The 17,676-nt window shown below is 69.3% G+C and carries 22 protein-coding genes; 15 read left to right on the plus strand and 7 right to left on the minus strand.

Annotated features, from left to right (window positions below):
- The first annotated feature begins 40 nt into the window (after positions 1-40).
- Together MJQ72_RS30235 and MJQ72_RS44705 are read left to right on the plus strand one after the other, a co-directional pair.
- Positions 41-787, plus strand: coding sequence for a nucleotidyltransferase domain-containing protein (locus MJQ72_RS30235; RefSeq protein ID WP_240594455.1), 747 nt, complete (start codon positions 41-43; stop codon positions 785-787).
- A gap of 82 nt (positions 788-869) precedes the next feature.
- Positions 870-995, plus strand: a complete 126-nt coding sequence (locus MJQ72_RS44705) for a hypothetical protein (RefSeq protein WP_007031507.1) — start codon at positions 870-872, stop codon at positions 993-995.
- A 157-nt stretch (positions 996-1,152) separates the two neighbouring features.
- Here MJQ72_RS44705 and MJQ72_RS30240 read toward each other — a convergent pair whose 3' ends face one another.
- Positions 1,153-1,767 (minus strand): HSP18 transcriptional regulator, encoded by a 615-nt coding sequence (locus MJQ72_RS30240; RefSeq protein ID WP_240594456.1) that lies wholly within the window; start codon positions 1,765-1,767, stop codon positions 1,153-1,155.
- 106 nt (positions 1,768-1,873) lie between these two features.
- Here MJQ72_RS30240 and MJQ72_RS30245 point away from each other — a divergent pair, with 106 nt between their 5' ends.
- Entirely contained in the window at positions 1,874-2,314 is a 441-nt protein-coding gene (locus tag MJQ72_RS30245) for an Hsp20/alpha crystallin family protein (protein ID WP_240594457.1), read from the plus strand.
- A 77-nt stretch (positions 2,315-2,391) separates the two neighbouring features.
- Positions 2,392-2,766, plus strand: coding sequence for a DUF6292 family protein (locus tag MJQ72_RS30250; RefSeq protein ID WP_240601454.1), 375 nt, complete (start codon positions 2,392-2,394; stop codon positions 2,764-2,766).
- A 17-nt stretch (positions 2,767-2,783) separates the two neighbouring features.
- Here MJQ72_RS30250 and MJQ72_RS30255 read toward each other — a convergent pair whose 3' ends face one another.
- Positions 2,784-3,569, minus strand: coding sequence for a SigB/SigF/SigG family RNA polymerase sigma factor (locus MJQ72_RS30255; RefSeq protein ID WP_240601455.1), 786 nt, complete (start codon positions 3,567-3,569; stop codon positions 2,784-2,786).
- A gap of 228 nt (positions 3,570-3,797) precedes the next feature.
- Between MJQ72_RS30255 and MJQ72_RS30260 the strand changes: the two genes are divergently transcribed.
- Entirely contained in the window at positions 3,798-4,130 is a 333-nt protein-coding gene (locus MJQ72_RS30260; protein ID WP_240594458.1) for a plasmid stabilization protein, read from the plus strand.
- 11 nt (positions 4,131-4,141) lie between these two features.
- Complete coding sequence (locus tag MJQ72_RS30265; protein ID WP_240594459.1) at positions 4,142-5,584, plus strand: aminotransferase class I/II-fold pyridoxal phosphate-dependent enzyme; 1,443 nt, start codon at positions 4,142-4,144, stop codon at positions 5,582-5,584.
- On the opposite strand, the gene MJQ72_RS30270 is transcribed toward MJQ72_RS30265, so the two are convergent.
- Positions 5,581-5,925 (minus strand): STAS domain-containing protein, encoded by a 345-nt coding sequence (locus MJQ72_RS30270; protein ID WP_240594460.1) that lies wholly within the window; start codon positions 5,923-5,925, stop codon positions 5,581-5,583. The genes MJQ72_RS30265 and MJQ72_RS30270 overlap by 4 nt on opposite strands.
- 79 nt (positions 5,926-6,004) lie before the next feature.
- Between MJQ72_RS30270 and MJQ72_RS30275 the strand changes: the two genes are divergently transcribed.
- On the plus strand, positions 6,005-6,388 hold the full coding sequence (locus tag MJQ72_RS30275) for a VOC family protein (RefSeq protein ID WP_037342001.1): 384 nt from the start codon (positions 6,005-6,007) through the stop codon (positions 6,386-6,388).
- 76 nt (positions 6,389-6,464) lie between these two features.
- Positions 6,465-7,247, plus strand: a complete 783-nt coding sequence (locus tag MJQ72_RS30280; protein WP_240594461.1) for a GAF and ANTAR domain-containing protein — start codon at positions 6,465-6,467, stop codon at positions 7,245-7,247.
- 99 nt (positions 7,248-7,346) lie between these two features.
- On the opposite strand, the gene katG is transcribed toward MJQ72_RS30280, so the two are convergent.
- Both katG and MJQ72_RS30290 read right to left on the minus strand, forming a co-directional pair.
- Positions 7,347-9,581 carry a catalase/peroxidase HPI gene (katG, locus tag MJQ72_RS30285; RefSeq protein WP_240594462.1) on the minus strand — a complete coding sequence of 745 codons (2,235 nt, stop codon included), beginning with the start codon at positions 9,579-9,581 and terminating at the stop codon, positions 7,347-7,349.
- 24 nt (positions 9,582-9,605) lie between these two features.
- Positions 9,606-10,031 carry a Fur family transcriptional regulator gene (locus tag MJQ72_RS30290; RefSeq protein ID WP_240594463.1) on the minus strand — a complete coding sequence of 142 codons (426 nt, stop codon included), beginning with the start codon at positions 10,029-10,031 and terminating at the stop codon, positions 9,606-9,608.
- Between the two features lie 126 nt (positions 10,032-10,157).
- On the opposite strand from MJQ72_RS30290, the gene MJQ72_RS30295 reads away from it, so the two are divergent.
- A complete protein-coding gene (locus tag MJQ72_RS30295) occupies positions 10,158-11,117 on the plus strand; it encodes a hypothetical protein (protein WP_240594464.1) in 960 nt (319 codons plus the stop codon).
- Positions 11,118-11,184: 67 nt separating this feature from the next.
- The gene (locus MJQ72_RS30300; RefSeq protein ID WP_240594465.1) at positions 11,185-12,489 is read left to right on the plus strand and encodes an amidase family protein; all 1,305 of its coding nucleotides are present in this window, start codon (positions 11,185-11,187) and stop codon (positions 12,487-12,489) included.
- A gap of 152 nt (positions 12,490-12,641) precedes the next feature.
- Here MJQ72_RS30300 and MJQ72_RS30305 read toward each other — a convergent pair whose 3' ends face one another.
- Complete coding sequence (locus tag MJQ72_RS30305) at positions 12,642-13,508, minus strand: LysR family transcriptional regulator (protein WP_240594466.1); 867 nt, start codon at positions 13,506-13,508, stop codon at positions 12,642-12,644.
- A 95-nt stretch (positions 13,509-13,603) separates the two neighbouring features.
- Between MJQ72_RS30305 and MJQ72_RS30310 the strand changes: the two genes are divergently transcribed.
- Positions 13,604-14,128, plus strand: coding sequence for a cysteine dioxygenase family protein (locus tag MJQ72_RS30310; protein ID WP_240594467.1), 525 nt, complete (start codon positions 13,604-13,606; stop codon positions 14,126-14,128).
- Positions 14,129-14,228: 100 nt separating this feature from the next.
- Here MJQ72_RS30310 and MJQ72_RS30315 read toward each other — a convergent pair whose 3' ends face one another.
- Positions 14,229-14,645, minus strand: a complete 417-nt coding sequence (locus tag MJQ72_RS30315) for a GNAT family N-acetyltransferase (protein ID WP_240594468.1) — start codon at positions 14,643-14,645, stop codon at positions 14,229-14,231.
- A 701-nt stretch (positions 14,646-15,346) separates the two neighbouring features.
- Between MJQ72_RS30315 and MJQ72_RS30320 the strand changes: the two genes are divergently transcribed.
- From MJQ72_RS30320 to MJQ72_RS30335, 4 genes are all read left to right on the plus strand, one after another.
- Complete coding sequence (locus MJQ72_RS30320) at positions 15,347-15,958, plus strand: response regulator transcription factor (RefSeq protein ID WP_240594469.1); 612 nt, start codon at positions 15,347-15,349, stop codon at positions 15,956-15,958.
- 100 nt (positions 15,959-16,058) lie between these two features.
- The gene (locus MJQ72_RS30325; RefSeq protein WP_240594470.1) at positions 16,059-16,559 is read left to right on the plus strand and encodes a lamin tail domain-containing protein; all 501 of its coding nucleotides are present in this window, start codon (positions 16,059-16,061) and stop codon (positions 16,557-16,559) included.
- A 32-nt stretch (positions 16,560-16,591) separates the two neighbouring features.
- The gene (locus MJQ72_RS30330) at positions 16,592-16,876 is read left to right on the plus strand and encodes a helix-turn-helix transcriptional regulator (protein ID WP_240594471.1); all 285 of its coding nucleotides are present in this window, start codon (positions 16,592-16,594) and stop codon (positions 16,874-16,876) included.
- Between the two features lie 131 nt (positions 16,877-17,007).
- Complete coding sequence (locus tag MJQ72_RS30335) at positions 17,008-17,637, plus strand: lamin tail domain-containing protein (RefSeq protein ID WP_240594472.1); 630 nt, start codon at positions 17,008-17,010, stop codon at positions 17,635-17,637.
- Positions 17,638-17,676 lie beyond the last annotated feature (39 nt).

Genomic DNA, 17,676 nt, shown 5'->3' on the forward strand with positions numbered 1-17,676 from the left:
GTCGCTTCCGCGCGGGGCAAGGCTTTACGATCTTCCCGCGATGAACGACGACACTTTTCTCGCCCACGTGGCCGACGGCCTCGCCGCACTGCCCGCCGTGCACGCCGTCACGCTCGGCGGATCCCGCGCCCAGGACACCCACGGTCCCGGCAGCGACTGGGATTTCGCCGTCTACTACCGCGGCGGCTTCGACCCGGCCGACCTGCGCGCCGTCGGCTGGGACGGCGAAGTCTCCGAGATCGGCGCCTGGGGCGGTGGCGTGTTCAACGGCGGCGCCTGGCTCACGATCGACGGCAGGCACGTCGACGTCCACTACCGCGACCTCGACGCCGTCGAACACCATCTCGCCGAAGCACGGCAAGGCCGGTTCCATTGGGAGCCGCTGATGTTCCACCTCGCGGGTGTGCCGAGCTATCTGCCCGTCGCGGAACTCGCGGTCAACCGCGTGCTGCGCGGCGACCTGCCCCGACCGGACTACCCGGAAGCGTTGCGGGAGACGGCCCCGGAGATGTGGCGGGGCCGCGCCGGGCTGACGCTGCGGTACGCCCGCGGCGCCTTCGTCCCGCGCGGGCAGGCCACGGAGGTCGCGGGTGCGCTGGCCACCGCCGCCATGGAGACGGCGCACGCGGTCCTCGCGGCCCGCGGCGAGTGGGTCACCAACGAGAAACGCCTGCTGCGGCGCGCGGACTTGCGCGGGATGGACGCGATCCTCACCGGTTTGCGCGCGGATCCCGACGTCCTCGCCAAGGCGGTGGACGACGCGGAGACGCTGTTCCGGACGGCCTGATCCCTGTGGCGCGGGTCACGGAATGACCGGCGATCTTCAGCGCTACAGAGAGATGAGACCCGTTCCGTACCGAGGGAGAGACATGTCCGCCACCGCCACGCCGGAAGAGACCGCTCTGGCCGTCCCCGCGCTCGACGATTTCGACTTCCCGCTCACCGACGGCGCCGCTTGCCGCATCGACGACCCGGACTGCGAAGCCTGCCAGTAACGCGCTGTCCGTGAAGGCCTCCTTCCCTACCCTGAAGGTAGCGAAGGAGGCCTTCACCACCTCGCCGACGCCTCTGCCCGGTCGGACGCGTCGCGAAAGCCACTTTCGCGACGTCTGATGTCCCGAAAGTGGCTTTCGCGACACTGCCACCGCGGCTTCACCGTGAGGATTGGCGATCCCGCCGGTCGACGACGGCGTCCCGCCGGACCTGCTCGGTGTACATGCCGATCTCCCCGAGCCGTTCGGCGAAGCCGGTGTGCTCGCGGGGCAATCGGGCGCGCAGGTCGGCCAGCGGGGCGAGGAGACCGGTGACGTCGTCCTCGCCGAGCACGGCGCTCAGCCTGTCCGCGCTTTCCCTTGCCTCGGCGTCCAGCCCGGGCAGCGCGCCGGCCTGGCCGGCGAGTTGCCGCAGGATCGCCGAATTACGCCGGGCCCACTCGGCGACCGCGCGGTCGCCCGCCCGCCGGTCGCGTTCCGCGTCGACCCTGGCCTCGCCCGTGCTCTCACCACTGACGGACGGGCGCAACCGCAGGAACCGCCGCTCCGCGGCCTGACGGCTCGCGACCCCCAGCGCCGGGGCGAGCGCCGTCCAGCTGGTCCCGCCCGCGCGAGCGGCCGCGATCAGCTCCGGTTCCCAGGCGGCCAGCTGTTCACGGACCTCTCTCAGCGCCGCCAAAGCCGCCAGCAGCCGCTCCGGTTCCGTGACGCCGGAACGGGCCTCTGCCACGACGTCGCGCACCGCGCGCACGGTCCGGGAGGGGTCTTCGTCCATCATTGTCATCCCATCGACGACTCGGCAGTTGTCATCGTTTCGATGACATGTTAGAACAGTAGTGCGTGTTGACACCAGAGACAACGACCCCAGGAGGTGGAACCCGATGTTGATGCGCACCGACCCGTTCCGCGAGTTCGACCGGCTGACCCAGCAGATGTTCGGCACCGCGACCCCGGGAACCTGGTCCAAGCCGGCCACCATGCCGATGGACGCCTACCGCGACGGCGACGAGTTCGTCGTCTGCTTCGACCTTCCCGGCGTGGCCGCGGACGCCATCGAGCTGGACGTCGAGCGCAACGTCCTGACGGTCAAGGCGGAGCGGCGGCCCGCGCCCGGCAAGGACGTCCAGATGCAGGTCTCCGAGCGCCCGCTCGGCGTCTTCTCCCGCCAGCTGTTCCTCGGCGACGCCCTCGACACCGACCACATCGCGGCCGGATACGAAGCAGGCGTGCTGACCCTGCGCATCCCCATCGCCGAGAAGGCCAAGCCGCGGCGCATCGAAATCTCCGGCGCCACGTCCGACCGCAAGGAGATCCAGGCCTGAGTGTCCTCTCCGGTGCGGGGCCGCCGGGCCCCGCACCGGACGAGACCGGGGAAGAAAGGGAATCCTCGTTGCTCACCATGCCGGTCCGCCACCCCCACACCCGTGACGCCGTATGGGGCTATCTCGGCGAGATCACCAAGGCCCTCGGCGTCGGCCTCGAGTCCTGCACCGTCGACCTCGACGACCCGGTGTCGGCGTATGTCGCGCTCGACGAGCGGCTCGCCACCCATCCGGAACGCGACGTCGCCCTGCTGTGGGACGAGGTCCGCGGGTGGGGTGTGGCGATCGAGACCCATTCCGGCGAGGACCTCATCGTCCTCCGCTACCTGGGCGGGAAGTCCGCCACACCACGCCCCGCCGAGGTCGCGCGCTTCGTCGAGGCCGTCCGCGAGGACGACCATCGCGCCGGGCAGCTCACCCCGCCGGATTTCCGTGTCCTGCCCGGCGGGTGATCGCGGCTCGCGCCCGTTCAGCCGGTGAGATCGCCGCGCAGATCCTGCAGGATCTTCGTGAGCAGGCGGGAAACGTGCATCTGGGAGATACCGACGCGTTCGGCGATCTGCGATTGGGTCATCCCCTCGAAGAACCGCATCGTGACGATCGCCCGCTCCCGTTCCGGCAGCCGCCGGAGCAGCGGGACCACGGTGTGCCGGTCCTCGATGTGCTCGAACCGGGAATCCAGTTCCCCCATCACATCCGACAGGGGAAGCGAGCCCTCGCCGTCGTTGACCGGCCGGTCGAGGGACGAAGTCTGGTAGCTGTTCGCGGCGAGCAGGCCGTCACGGACGGTTTCGACGTCCACGTCGAGATGCCCGGCGAGCTCGGACGGGGTCGGCGCGCGGCCGAGGGTCTGGGTCAGTTCCGTCGTCGCCCGCGTAAGCCGGGTGCGCAGTTCCTGCATTCCGCGCGGGACGTGCACCGCCCAGCCGGTGTCGCGGAAGAACCGCCGCACCTCGCCCATGACCGTCGGCACCGCGTACGCCAGGAAATCCCCGCCCTGCGCGGGATCGAACCGGTCCACGGCCTTCATCAGGCCGATCCGCGCGACCTGGATCAGGTCTTCCCTCGGCTGGCCCCGCCCGCTGAACCGGACGGCGATGTGCTCGGCGACCGGCAGCAGTTCGAGGATCAGGCGTTCCCGCAGGCGCCGCCGGTCCGGGTGACCGCCGGGCAAGGCGGCCAGTTCGTCGAACCATGCGCGGCAATGCGAGTAGTCGTCCTTCCGCCGCGTCCGGCGGTCCCGAGGGGCGGGCATCCTCGGCTCCCCTGAGACGAGCCGGGTGTCGCCTTCCGTGAGGAAGGGCGCACTCATCGAACCAACCTCCGTCCCTTGTGGACTGACATGGGTCCGTCCGTTCGTCACCGGATTGATACCCGGTGACCGGCCAGGGCAAACATCGGTCCGCGCGTCGACCTGGACGGGTGATCTTTGGATTACCAGCGGATCGAAGGGGTATCCGCAGGTCACGACGAAGGAGGAGCCGTGCCTGAACAGAGCTGGAGCGACAAACGCGAACGTCAGTACGAGCACATCAAGTCGTCGCAGAAGAAACGCGGCGCGAGCACCGGCCGCGCCGAGGAGATCGCCGCACGCACGGTCAACAAGAACCGCGCGCGATCAGGTGAATCGAAGACGGCCAGCAAGAGTTCGACGAAGGACACCTCCCCGCAGAAGCGCGGCGGGCAACGGTCCGGCAACCGGAAGGGTCCCGGCGGGCCGACCAAGGACCAGCTCTACAACGAGGCCAAGAAGCGCAACATCAAGGGCCGTTCAAGCATGACCAAGAAGGAACTGCAGAACGCCCTCGGCCGCTGATCGGAGGCAGGATGGACCACTCGCGCGCCCCGGTGCTGGAAGCCATCGAGTCCTATCGCCGCGCGGGCGGGCTGGCCTTCACCCCGCCTGGCCACAAACAAGGCCGCGGGGCGGATCCCCGCGTGCTGGACCTGCTCGGCCACGACGCGTTCGCGTCGGATCTGCTCGCCCTCAACGGTTTGGACGACCGCCGGATGTCGCGTGGCGTCCTCAGCCGGGCGCAGGAGCTGATGGCCGACGCGGTGGACGCGGAGCACACTTTCTTCTCCACCTGCGGGAGTTCGCTTTCGGTCAAGAGCGCCATGCTCGCCGTCGCCGGTCCCGGCGAACGGCTCCTGGTGTCCCGCAACGCCCACAAATCCGTCGTCGCCGGCCTGGTGATCAGCGGGGTGCATCCGGTCTGGGTGCGCCCCCGGTACGACGAGGAGCGCCATCTGGCGCATCCTCCCGGCCCGGAAGAGACCCAGGCGGCGCTGGCGGAAGCTCCCGACGTCAAAGGCATGCTGCTGATCACGCCGACCGACTACGGCACCTGCGCCGACATCCGGGGCGTCGCCCGTGTCCTGCACGACGCCGACAAGCCGCTGATCGTCGACGAGGCGTGGGGCGCGCACTACCCGTTCCACGACGACCTGCCGACCTGGGCGATGGACGGGGAAGCCGATCTGTGCGTCACGAGCACGCACAAAATGGGCGGCGGGCTGGAGCAGGCCTCGGTGTTCCACCTGCGGGGTGACCGGGTTTCCCCGGATCTGCTCAAGGCCAGGGAGGACCTGCTGGGCACGACGAGCACTTCCGCCCTGCTGTACGCCTCCCTGGACGGCTGGCGCAGGCAGATGGTCGAGCACGGCGGAGAACTGCTGAGCAAGGCGCTGACGTTGGCCGCCCGGGCCCGCGAAGAGATCGAAGGCATCCCCGGCCTGCACGCGCTGGCGGAGGAGTTCCATCCACTCGCCTTCGAACACGACCCCCTCAAGATCGTGATCGACGTCGCCGGGCTCGGCATCACCGGGTACCAGGCGGCCGACCATCTCGCCGAACGCCATCTGCACACGGGGTTGTCCGATCACCGGCGGATCGCGGTGCAGGTCACCCACGCCGACGACGAGGACACCGTTTCCGCCCTGCTGCACGGCTTGCGGGGGTTGACGGAGCATGGCTTCGAGCGGCGCCCGCCGGTCGACCTGCCTTCCGGGGCGGAGCTGACGCTGGAAACGCGGATGCTGCCCCGCGACGCGTTCTTCGCCGACGCCGAGCGGGTGCCGCTGGACAAGGCCGAGGGACGTGTCAGCGCGGAGATGATCAGCCCCTATCCGCCCGGGGTGCCTGCGATCGCTCCCGGTGAGGTGTTCACCGACGCGATCGTCGACTATCTCCACACCGGCGTCCGGACGGGCATGTTCATCTACGACGCCGCGGATTCCGAGCTGGGAACGGTCCGCGTCGTCGCTTAACGGCTTGCGATCTTCAGCGTCGGCAAGAGCCCGGTGAGCTCGATGGCTCGGCGCAAGACCTTGGAGGGCACGAAACTCAGCTCGATCCCGGACTCCTGGCAGTGCCGGTTCAGCTGCACCAGCACGGAAAGCCCCGACGAATCGCAGAAGCCGACACCGGTCATGTCGATCACCGCGGTGCCGGGGCCGTCCGCCAGCAGCTCGAACAGCTCCGCCCGGAGCCGCGGGCTGGTCGAAATGTCGATGTCACCCGCCACTTCGACGGTGATCGCTGCTGCGGAGCGAGCCGTCTCGGCCACGACGAGAGGAGCGGCCTGCCCGGCTTCGGAGTCGATCGCCATCCATCGACGGTAGAAGGGTGCGGTCCGGTCCGCAACCGTCGCGCCGGTCCTCGGTTCGGGAACGGGCTATCCTCGCCGCATGGCCTGCCGTATCACCGAACTCATCCTCGACTGCGCCGATCCGGTCCGGATGGCGGCGTTCTGGTGCGAAGTGCTCGGGTACGTCGAGATCGGCAAAGACGGCGAAGACATCGAGATCGGCCCGCCCGGAGTCGGCTTCGGCGGCCCGCAGCCCACGTTGATCCTCAGCCGCAGCGACGATCCGAAACCGGGCAAGCTCCCCCTGCACATCGACGTGAACCCGACCGACCGCGACCAGGATGCGGAACTGGAGCGGTTGCTCGCCGCCGGAGCACGGCCCGCCGACGTCGGCCAGACGGGGGAAGAGTCGTGGCACGTGCTCGCCGACCCCGAAGGAAACGTCTTCTGCCTTCTCCGCAAGCGAGTGGAACCGTCCACTTAGGACGGTCAAGGGTTGGCCGACGACGCCACCGGGTATCCGGCGAAGGACACCGAACCCCGACTGGGATGGTCAGCTGATGGCGGACGAAGGACTGTGGCAACGCGACAAGGACGAATTCGGCTCCGGCGAGTACGCCCCGTCGGGCCCGCTGGCAGGCCAGTTCGTCGAACTCACGCGCCTGCTGCTGGCCGCTTCGACACCGGCCCAGGTCCTCGAACAGGTCGTCGCCGCCGCGTATCGGGTGGTCCCGGGCGCGGATCTGGTGTCGGTCACCCTCCGTGCCCCGGACGGGACCTTTCACACCCCGGTTTCGACCGGCGAGGTGGCGCTGGAACTCGACGAGGTGCAGTACCGCGCCGGAACGGGACCCTGCGTCGACGCGGCCGACCGCGGAAGCCCCGGCTACATCCGCAGTGAGGATCTGAAGGCGGAGAAGAGGTGGCCGGACTTCTCCGCGGCGGCCGTGCGGCACGGGTACACCGCGATCCTGTCCACCGTGCTGGTGCCCGACGCGCGCCCGCCCAGGGTGCCCGGTGCGCTGAACATCTACAGCCACCGCCCCGGCGCCCTCGACTCGCGGGCCCAGGACACCGCACTCCTGCTGGCCACCCACGGCTCACTCGCGCTGGCGAGCACCGCCGCCGTGAGCCGGGCGGAGCTGGAGACGAGCCATCTCCGGCGGGCCGTCGAATCGCGTGACGTCATCGGCCAGGCGAAGGGGATCCTGATGCAACGCCGTGGCCTGACCGCCGACGAGGCCTTCGACCTGCTGCGCCGGACATCCCAGGACCTCAACGTCAAACTCGCCGAAGTCGCCCGCACCCTGGCCACCCGGCATACGGAGCTCGACACCCCTTGACGCGGGAACGTCGCGAAAGCCACTTTCGTGACGTGTGACGTCCCGAAAGTGGCTTTCGCGACACAGCCACCGAAAAGCACCCTTGACGGACGAGCCGCGTCAGCCGAGGTCGAACCGGTCCAGTTCCATGACCTTGGTCCACGCCTTGGCGAAGTCCGCGGCGAACCGCTCCCGCCCCGCCTGACCCGCGTAGACCTCGGAAAGCGCCCTCAGCTGGGAGTTCGAGCCGAAGACGAGGTCGACCGCGGTGGCCGTCCACTTCACCGCGTCCGTGGCGGCGTCGCGGATCTCGTACACGTTCTCCTCGGACTCCGACACCTTCCACCGGGTGCCCGGGGAGAGGAGGTTGGTGAAGAAGTCGTTGGTGAGCACGCCGGGCCGGTCGGTGAGGACGCCGTGCCGGCTGTCGGGGGCGGTGATCCCGAGCGAGCGCAGGCCGCCGACGAGGACGGTCATCTCGGGCGCGGTCAGGTCGAGCATGTAGGCCCGCTCGACGAGCAGGACCTCCGGCTGCAGTTTCTCCTCGGGGCGCAGGTGGTTGCGGAACCCGTCGGCCCGCGGTTCGAGCAGCGCGAACGACTCGACGTCGGTGTCCTCCTGGGTGGCGTCGGTGCGGCCCGGGTGGAACGCCACGTTCACCTCGGTGCCGGCGTCGCGCGCGGCCTTCTCGACGGCGGCCGTGCCCGCCAGCACGATCAGGTCGGCCAGCGAGATCTTGGCGCCACCGGCGTCGTTGAACTCGCGCTGGATGCCCTCCAGGGTCTCCAGCACGCTTGCGAGCCGCTCCGGCTGGTTGACCGCCCAGTCACGCTGGGGCGCCAGCCGGATCCGGGCACCGTTCGCGCCGCCGCGCTTGTCGGTGGACCGGAAACTGGCCGCCGACGCCCACGCGGTGCCGACCAGCTGGGCGACCGTGAGCCCGGACTCGAGCACCTTCGTCTTGAGCGCGGCGATGTCGGCGTCCCCCACGAGCTCGTGGTCGACGTCCGGCACCGGGTCCTGCCACAGCTGCGGTTCGGGCACCCACGGCCCCAGGAAGCGGCTGACCGGGCCCATGTCGCGGTGCAGCAGCTTGTACCAGGCCTTGGCGAACGCGAGCGCGAAGTCGTCCGGGTTCTCCAGGAAACGGCGCGAGATCTTCTCGTACTCCGGGTCGACGCGCAGCGCCAGATCCGTGGTGAGCATGGTCGGCTTGTGCTTCTTGGCCGGGTCGTGGGCGTCCGGGATGATCGCCTCGGCGTCCTTGGCGACGTACTGCTTGGCGCCGCCGGGGCTCGTGGTGAGCTCCCATTCGTACCCGAAGAGGATCTCGAAGAACCGGTTGCTCCACTGCGTCGGCTTGTCGGTCCACGTCACCTCCAGACCGCTGGTGATCGCGTCGGCGCCCTTGCCGCTGCCGTGGGTGCTCAGCCAGCCGAGGCCCTGCGTCTCGAGCGGGGCGGCTTCGGGCTCCGGGCCGACGTGGTCGTCGGCGATCCCGGCGCCGTGGGTCTTGCCGAAGGTGTGGCCCCCGGCGATGAGCGCGACGGTCTCCTCGTCGTTCATCGCCATCCGGGCGAAGGTCTCGCGGATGAAATGCGCCGCCGCGGCGGGGTCGGCGTTGCCGCGGGGGCCCTCGGGATTGACGTAGATGAGGCCCATCTCGGTCGCGCCGACGTCCGAGACCATCTCGGTGTCGCTCGCGTAGCGCTCGTCACCGAGCCAGGTGTCTTCCGGGCCCCAGAAGATCTCTTCGGGCTCCCAGGTGTCCACGCGGCCGAAACCGAAGCCGAAGGTCTTGAACCCCATCGACTCCAGCGCGACGTTCCCGGCGAGCACGAGCAGGTCGGCCCACGAGATCCGCTGGCCGTACTTCTCCTTGACCGGCCACAGCAGCCGCCGCGCCTTGTCGAGGTTGGCGTTGTCGGGCCAGCTGTTGAGCGGGGCGAACCGCTGCGCGCCGTCACCGGCCCCGCCGCGGCCGTCGTGGATGCGGTAGGTGCCCGCGGCGTGCCAGCTCATCCGGATCATCAGGCCGCCGTAGTGGCCGAAGTCGGCGGGCCACCAGTCCTGCGAGGTGGTGAGCACCTCCACGATGTCCCGTTTGAGCGCCTCGACGTCGAGCTTCGCGAACTCCTCGGCGTAGCTGAAGTCCGCGCCGAGCGGGTTGGACTTCGACGAGTGGACGTGCAGCACCGAGAGGTCGAGCTGGTTCGGCCACCAGTCCTTGTTGGTGCGCGGGCGGCCGCCTTGCTTCGGCGTCGGCGAATCGATCGCCGGGTTCTCGCTCTCGCTTCCGTGCGCGGTCACGGAGTCGTGGGCCACCGGGCAGCCCTTCTCCGGGTTGTCACTCATTTCTTTCCTTCCGGGCAGGCGAATTCATCGCTGGACAGAGTCGGCCGCGCAGCCGGGGCACAGGCCCCAGTAGACGACCTCCGCCTCGTCGACCACGAATCCGTGATCGCCCGAAGCGGTGAGACAGGGGGCATGGCCGACGGCGCAGTCGACGTCCGCGATCGCACCGCAGGAACGGCACACGACATGGTGATGGTTGTCCCCCACCCGGGTCTCGTACCGGGCGAGCGTGCCGGCGGGCTGGATACGCCGGATCAGACCGGTTTCGGTGAGTGCCCGCAGCACGTCGTACACCGCCTGGTGGGAGACCGTGGGAAGGTCGGCCCGCACCAGCGCTATCACCGTTTCGGTGTCGACGTGCGGATGATCGCGCAGCGCCGCGAGCACGGCCAGCCGGGGCCGAGTCACGCGCAGCGAAACCGCTCGCAGCTGTGCCTCGAATTCGGACATCACCAAGGACGATAAGAGCGTCTTTGGAACGGGTCAAATCAAGAACCCCGGGGAGTGACGGCCGGTTTCGAACGAGGCGGCCCCGGGTAGCCGGTGACCGAGCCATGACTTGCGTGAGGTGAGTCCATGACAACTGCAGGAAAAGGCGACCCGCCGGACCGCATCGGCACCGCCGACGTCGAATGTCTCGAAAACGCGGTCGATGTCCTGCGCGCCTTGGACTATCGGCAGGGCGGCGCCTTTTCCCACGACGCGGTGCGAGTGGTGAAGTCGGTGAGCCTGCTGCTCAATTGGGGCGCGGTACCCGGCGGGCTCCGATCACGGTTGCTGACCGTGCTCGCCGATTTGCACAATCTGCTCGGCTGGACGGAATTCGACATCGGCCGCCGCGTTCCGGCGCGGCTCCGGTTCGACCGCGCGCTCGGTCTCGCCGCCGCGGCGGGCAACGACAATCTGATGGCCAACATCTGTTACCGCCTCGGCAGGATGGCGCTGCACCATGACGACGTCGAGGGCGGGCTGGACCATCTCCGCCAAGGCCAAGCCGCCGCCCACCGCTCCGGTTCCCTGCGGGCACAAGCGATCCTGACGATCAACGAGGCCTGGGCGCTGGCCAAGGCGGCCGACGAGCGCGCCGCTCTCGCGAGCCTGGCAAGGGCGGAGTGTCAGTTCGAGTGCGCGGACAGCTGGGCGGCGGCACGCCCTTGGGAAGCGTTCTTCGGCACCACGGACATGGCCGCGATGCGAGGGACCGTCCTGACCGAATTGGCCAGGACGGTCTCCTCCCGGCACAGCGAGGAGGCGATCGTGCGGCTGAGCGACGCCGTCGGCGGCTACGGCGCCGAAATGTCCCGCAGCCTCGCGCTCACCTTGACCATGCTCGCGCAGAACCACGCGCTCCAGGGCGATTTCGACGAAGCCGTCCGCACCGGCACCGAGGCGCTGGACCTCGCGCGCGGCCTCGGCTCCACCCGTATCAAGGACCGGCTCGCGCCGCTGGCGGCCCTCCTGCGCGGACACGCCGATCCGGCGGCCCGCGACCTGCTCGCCCGGATCGACGGCTACCGCGCCGAACCGAGCCCCTGACCGACTGCTCCGAAGGGACGGCGAAATGATGGTCCTCATCGGCGATCGTGGTCGCTAAGCTGCCGCCGTGAGCGAACCCTGGAGCGTCGCGGGCAGCCGCGCCCGAGCGGCGGAAGTGCGGCATCTCAACGCGATCTGCCATCTGGCGCCGCACGATCACGCCGCCGCTCCGTCGGGTCCGCTCAGCGGGATCCCGTTGGTGGTCAAGGACAACATCCACGTCGCGGGGATGCCGAGCACCGCGGGGACCCCGGCCCTGGCGCGGCACGTTCCGCGCGAGCACGCGACCGTGGTCCGGCGGCTGGCCGAAGCGGGCGCCGTCGTCGTCGGCAAGGCGACCATGCACGAGCTCGCCCTCGGCATCACCTGCGACACGACCCCGCTCGGCCCGGTGCGCAACGCCCTGAACCCGTCCCGGTTCGCCGGCGGCAGCAGCGGCGGGACCGCGGTCGCCGTCGCGGCGGGCATCGTGCCCGCCGGTCTCGGCACCGACACCGGTGGTTCGGCCCGCGTTCCCGCCGCGCTCAACGGGGTCTGCGGTTTCCGGCCCACCACGGGCCGGTACCCGTCCGACGGGATGACACCGTTGAGCAGCACACGGGACACGGCCGGGCCGATCGCCCGCACGGTCGCCGATCTCGCGCTCCTCGACGCGGTTCTCGCGGCGGAAGAGCCGGAACCCCTGATCGACCGCCCGCCGATCCGGCTCGGTGTGCCGCACGGTTTCCTGACCGGCGACCTGTCCGAAGACGTCGAAGAACTCTGGGAGGCCGCGCTCGCCACCCTGGACGCGGCAGGCGTCACCCTGGTGCCGCTCGACGACACGCCCCTCGCCGAACTCGTCGCCGATCAGGGAATGCCGCTGGTGATCCACGAAGCGGGCACCGGGCTCCGGTCCTACCTCGCCGAGTACGTACCCGACGTCTCGTTCGAGCGGCTCGTTCGCGAGATCGCCGCGCCCGACGTCCGGGCGATCTTCACCGAGGCGGTCGTGCCGGGCGTCGAGCCGCCCGTCTACGAAGCGGCCCTCGCCACCCGGTCCGCCTTGCGCCGCGCGTACGCGAAGATCTTCGACGAGAGCGGCATCGACGCGCTGGCCTTCCCCACCACACCGGCGACGGCCCGGGAGTTCTCGGCCGTCGGGAGTTTCGTTCACCGCGGACGCGAGGTCCCGACCTTCCCCACCTTCATCCGCAACTGCCAGCCCGGCAGCATCGCGGGATTCCCGGGCCTGACCGTCCCGATGGGGCGCGCACGCGACGGGCTGCCCGCCGGGCTGGCACTCGACGGCATGCTCGGCGAAGACCGGAAACTGTTGGCGGCAGGGGCTTTCGTCGAACGGGTCCTGCGGCTCCGCGATCAGGCGGGGTGAGCGCTGGAGGCGTGTCGCGAAAGTGGCTTTCGCGACGTGTGCGCGGACGTTGATCAGGCGAGGTGAGCCGAGACCGCGGCACCGGCCACACTGGCGCGTGAAGGCCCCCTTCCTTGCGCCTGGGTACAGGAATGGGGCCTTCCCGTACCCCGCTAAGCCCGGATGCTGGCCTGAAGGGCGTCGATCAGCGCGGCCGCGGCGGGCGGGTCGGGCGGGTCTCCGTAGGTGACGGCGTAGATCTGACGGGGGTCTTCGGCCAGTTCGGTGGCGTGGACACCGGGCATCCGATGCGCGCGCAGCGCCAGCCGGGGCAGGGTGGTGACACCCATCCGGGCCGCGACCAGTGCCTGCATGACGACCATGTCGTCGCTGACCATCGAGATACGCGGGGCGAACCCGGCCCGCCCGCAGATCGTGACGAGTTCGTCCTGGCATCGGGCGCAGCCGCCGATCCAGGTCGAGTCGCGATGATCGGCGATGGTCTGCCCCGGTTCGCTGGTGAGCAGATAGATCGGGTCCTCCAGAAGATGCACCAGCCGGAGCCCCCGCTCCTCGCGTGGCGTGTCGGGGTACCGGAAGATCAGGGCGACGTCGATCCGCCCCTCCCGCAGCATGCGCAGCGCCTCGCCCGGATGTTCGTCCACCAGACCCAATTCGAGTCCGGGATGGGCACGGGCCAGCGCGGCGGCCGCCTCGGGGACGATGGTGCTCAGGATCGACTGGAACCCCGCCAGCCGGACCCGTCCGGCGCGCAAGCCCACCTGCGCCGCCAGCTCGGCCTCGGCGCCTTCGACCCGGCCGACGATCTCGGCCGCGCGGGCGGCGAGCAGTTCCCCTTCGGGAGTGAGCCGGATGCCGCGGCCGGCGCGCTGGACCAGCTTCGCGCCCGTCGCGGCCTCCAACCTCGCGAGGTGATGGCTCACCGCCGGCTGCGTGTAGTGCAGTTCCTTCGCCGCCGCGGTCATCGAACCGTGCCGGGCGACGGCAGCGAGCACCGTGAGCTGCACCAGATTCAGCATGGATAAAGAATATCCATACGAAGGAAAGAACATCGTCATTGGACGCCGATCGGACTGCGGGCCACGATGAGAAGCGACGAGAAGGGAGCACGAAAATGACCGTCACCACGCTCAGGCCCGGCCTCCCGGAGCTGATAAAACGTCTGCGCCAATGCACCGGGAAACCGTCCGAACCCCTTGTCACCGCACAGGCCGCGGCGACCGTTCTCACCGAACTCCGGCCGACTCCGCGGCTGCTCACCACGGCGGAACGCGCCGGTTCCCCCGAGGGATACACACGCACCACGCTGCACGCCGAGTCCGCCTTTTCGATCGTCGCGCTGGTCTGGCGGCCCGGCCAGCTCACCGAGATCCACGACCACCTGGTGTGGTGCACTTTCCTTGTCCTCCAAGGAACCGAGACCGAGAACATCTTCGACATCGACGGCGACCGGCTGGTCCGGACGGCGCAGCGGCAACGCCCGGCGGGCTCGGTGAGCGGCGTCGCGCCGCCCGACGACATCCACCAGGTGCGCAACGCGGGCGACACCGTCGCCATCACGCTGCACGTGTACGGCGCCGACCTCAGCAAGGGAACCAGCGTGCGCCGCAATTACCGGATGCGCGCCGGAGCCCGGTAAAAGGCGCAATCAGTGAGGCCATTTCGCCTATTCAGCCCGGCGCCGATATCGCCGAACGATTCCAGGGCAGTGCGAAATGGCATCCCCCGCCACGGTTTCATCAGGCGTTTCGGCGCCGCATGCCGATGGTCCCGGGAGCGGTCTCGACGAACCCGTGGCGTTCGTAGAGCCGCCATCCGGGGGGATCGCCGAGCAAAGTGACATAGGCGCCCGGTGCCACGGCATCGATCCCGGCCAGAAGGGCTTCGAGTACGGCGTCCCCGATGCCGCGCCGCTGATGGGCGGGGAGCACGGCCATGTCGACGATGTGGAAGTACCACCCGCCGTCGCTGATCACCCGGCCCATCCCGACGGTCTCGCCGGTGGGCCGGTGGATCACCCGCACCGACGCCCAAGCCCCGTCGATCCCGCGCTCGGCCTGCTCCTCGGGCGGTTCGCTGAGGCCTGCCTCGCGGCGCAGCCGCAGATAGTCCTCGACCGACGGGGAGCCTGCCTCCAGGCGGTAAGAGTCGTCCATGACGGGCTTGACCTTTCTCTCACACCAACGGCCTACAGCCTCGCACGCGGCTCCCGGCGGGCAGCGGCGGCGCCTCGGATCGGCCGAACCGGTCGTCCACAATGGACCATCGGCGAATTCCGCGGCCACCGGAGCGAGCCGGGGAAAAACGACTTCACGAAGGTGATATCGGCCGCCATCGGGTTTTCCGACGAAATCGACCAGGCCGGTACAGCGCGCACCGGTTCGAGCCGGAACCCGTGGGATCATCCTTCTCCAAGGCGGCCCGGCGACACAACGAGGTGCGGCTTTCCACGTGTCCGGTGCGGCGCGTTCGGAATCTGTATCCCCGTTCCGCCGTCCGGCCCAAATCCGGCGCCCCGCGTGGCGGCTTTTCGCCCGTGTCACCCGATTGATGGTCCTCACTCGCGCGGATAAGCGGGAAGATCAATGCCGGACCGCGACGAAAGAGGATTCGGCGGAAAATGAGTACCGACGTCGCCGCGACGGTCGGTTCGACGGATCGCCCGAGCGAGCGAACCCGTTATCGGCGAATGCGAGCGCCGCCCGGTGTGGCCCGACCGCACGGCCCGGGCCACACCGGGCGCCCGTCGATACCCAAGGGGAACCATGAACCGCGTCACCACGCTCGTTGTAGACGATCAGCCCCTCATCAGATACGCGCTCAGCAGATTGTTGCGGGATTCGGCGGGGTGGGGGCGGTGGCCGAAGCCGCGAGCGAGCCGGAAGCGTTGTGGCAGTGCGAAAAACGCCATCCCGACATGGTCATCACCGAGCTGTCGATCTGGGGTGAGCCCGCCGGGACCGCGATCTGCCGGTTCGTGAAGGAACAGTTCGAACGGGCGACCGTGCTGGTCTTCGCCGGTGATTCGTCGCCATCGGCCATCGCCATGGCGCTGAACGCGGGCGCCGACAGCTTCGTGCACAAGTCGGCGAGCGGCGGCCAGGTGATGTCGGCGGTGCGCTCCACGCTCGCCGGGCAGCGTGTGTGCCTTCAGGCGGGCGGAACACCGCCGGCGGTCACCGAGGCCGTGCACTACGCGAGCGCGATGACCAGACGGGAAGAGGAGATCCTCGCGCTGATCCTCTACCGGTGGTCGAACGACGAGATCGCCGAAGAACTGCACCTCGCGACGCAGACCGTGAAGAACTACGTCAGCCGGATCCTGCAGAAGCTGGGTTTCGGCAGCAGGCGCGACCTGTTCCGGACCCTGCGGTTCCGGCCGGGCGGCAACCCGATGCCGCGGCTGGAGACGGCTCCGTGCGAAGGCGAGTTGCACACCGCGGATGGGCTGGCCGGGTACCGGCGCTAGACCGGCCGGGTGAGCGATGTACCGGAAGTACCGAGACCGGACGAGCTTCGGTACCCGCCGTATCCTGTGGCACCGAGATCGTTTTCCTAGCGTTGCTGTCATGACGAAGCCAGGTTCCCTTTTCCTGCTCCTCGCGCTCGCCGGAACCCCCGTCCCGGACACCGTCCGGTCTTCGTCGGCCAAGATCCACGGGGTGCTCGGCGGCCCGGCGGGCTACATCGACCTCCGCAACACCGGCGCCACCACCCTCGACATCGGCGGCTGGTCCGTCCAGGCGTGCACGGGCGGGGCCGCGCCGGTCGAACTGGCCACCATGCCCGCCGGGAGCGAGCTCCCCGCCGGTGAACACTTCCTCATCACCGCGCAGGGCTTCGGCGGGCCGGTGCGGCAGCTGGTCGTCGAGACGATCGCCGGTGACGGCGAGATCCTGCTGGACCGGCGCGGAGCCAAGGTCGACAGCGTCGGATGGGCGCCGTCGTCGCCCTGCCGCGAGAACCAGGCCGCCGTCCCCTGTCCCGGGCTCGCCCAGGCGAGGAACGCCGTCAGCCGCGACACCGACGACAACAAGGCCGACTTCGGCTGCGTACGACCAGCCGGCTGAGAGCGCCCCGCCAGTACGAGAAAGGTACGGTCGTGATCGCGAACAGCGAAGGCGGGGAAGCGACCCCGCTGTGCGAATTGCTCACCGGACAACGAATCGCGAAAGGATGGTCACAAGGTGACCTGGTCGCGAAGCTGCACACCCGCTCCGGCAACGACAGCGTGACCCGAGAAGAGATTTCGCGCTGGGAGCGAGGAAAACGCATTCCCGGCCCGTATTGGCGACAGTGGCTCGGCGATGTGCTGGACACGTCCAGCCGGGAACTCGAACTCGCCGCGGCGGTCGCGAGAAGGCGGCGCCGGACAATGACCGGCTGACGAAAAGTACCGGGAAATTGGCCCCTTCCCGGCGGCACCCCGGTTCTCGCATGATTATGTGGTCGGCACCGGCGAAAAGAATTCCGGCCCGACGGAACAATCCCCCGAAATCAAGCTGAAAGGAATTTCCCGTGCGACGAATTCTGGGCGCTTCGGCGGTGTTCGCGATGCTGGCGATGGGTATGGCGGGCGGTGTCGCGAACGCGGCGGGCGAGAGCGAGGGCGCCGAAGCAGCCCCGCTCGTCTCGTCCACCGTGGTCATCAACGAGGTTTCGACCCGCGGCGTGAACGGCCTGCTCGACGAGTTCATCGAACTGCGCAACGTCTCGAACCAGCCGCAGGACGTGAGCGGCTACGTGATCCGGATCTACTCGCCGTCGAACGTCGTGACCGACACGATCGTCATGCCGGCGGGCACGATCCTGCAGCCGAAGGGCAACGCCGGCCAGTACGCGGTGCTGGTCGGACAGAACTTCTCCGGCACCATCGTCGACCAGACCTACGTCATCCCCTTCACGCTGACCGGCGCCGAAGGCATCCCGACCGCCGGTGGCCTTTCGCTGCAGAACATGGCGAGCGCGAAGATCGACGGTGTCGCCTTCAGCAACGCGGTCGTGACCCCGCGCGAAGGCCAGGCCGCGATCCCGGAGAACGCCGTCACCGATCAGCTCAACGCGGCGAACACCCGCAACATCCTGAGCACCGACACCGACAACAACCGGCAGGACTTCTCGCTCCAGCTGCGCACCCCGGGTCTGTAAGTCCCACGGGACCGACCCGTCCGAACCGGGCCCGGACCG

The sequence above is a fragment of the Amycolatopsis sp. EV170708-02-1 genome, from assembly GCF_022479115.1.
Classification (GTDB): Bacteria; Actinomycetota; Actinomycetes; order Mycobacteriales; family Pseudonocardiaceae; genus Amycolatopsis.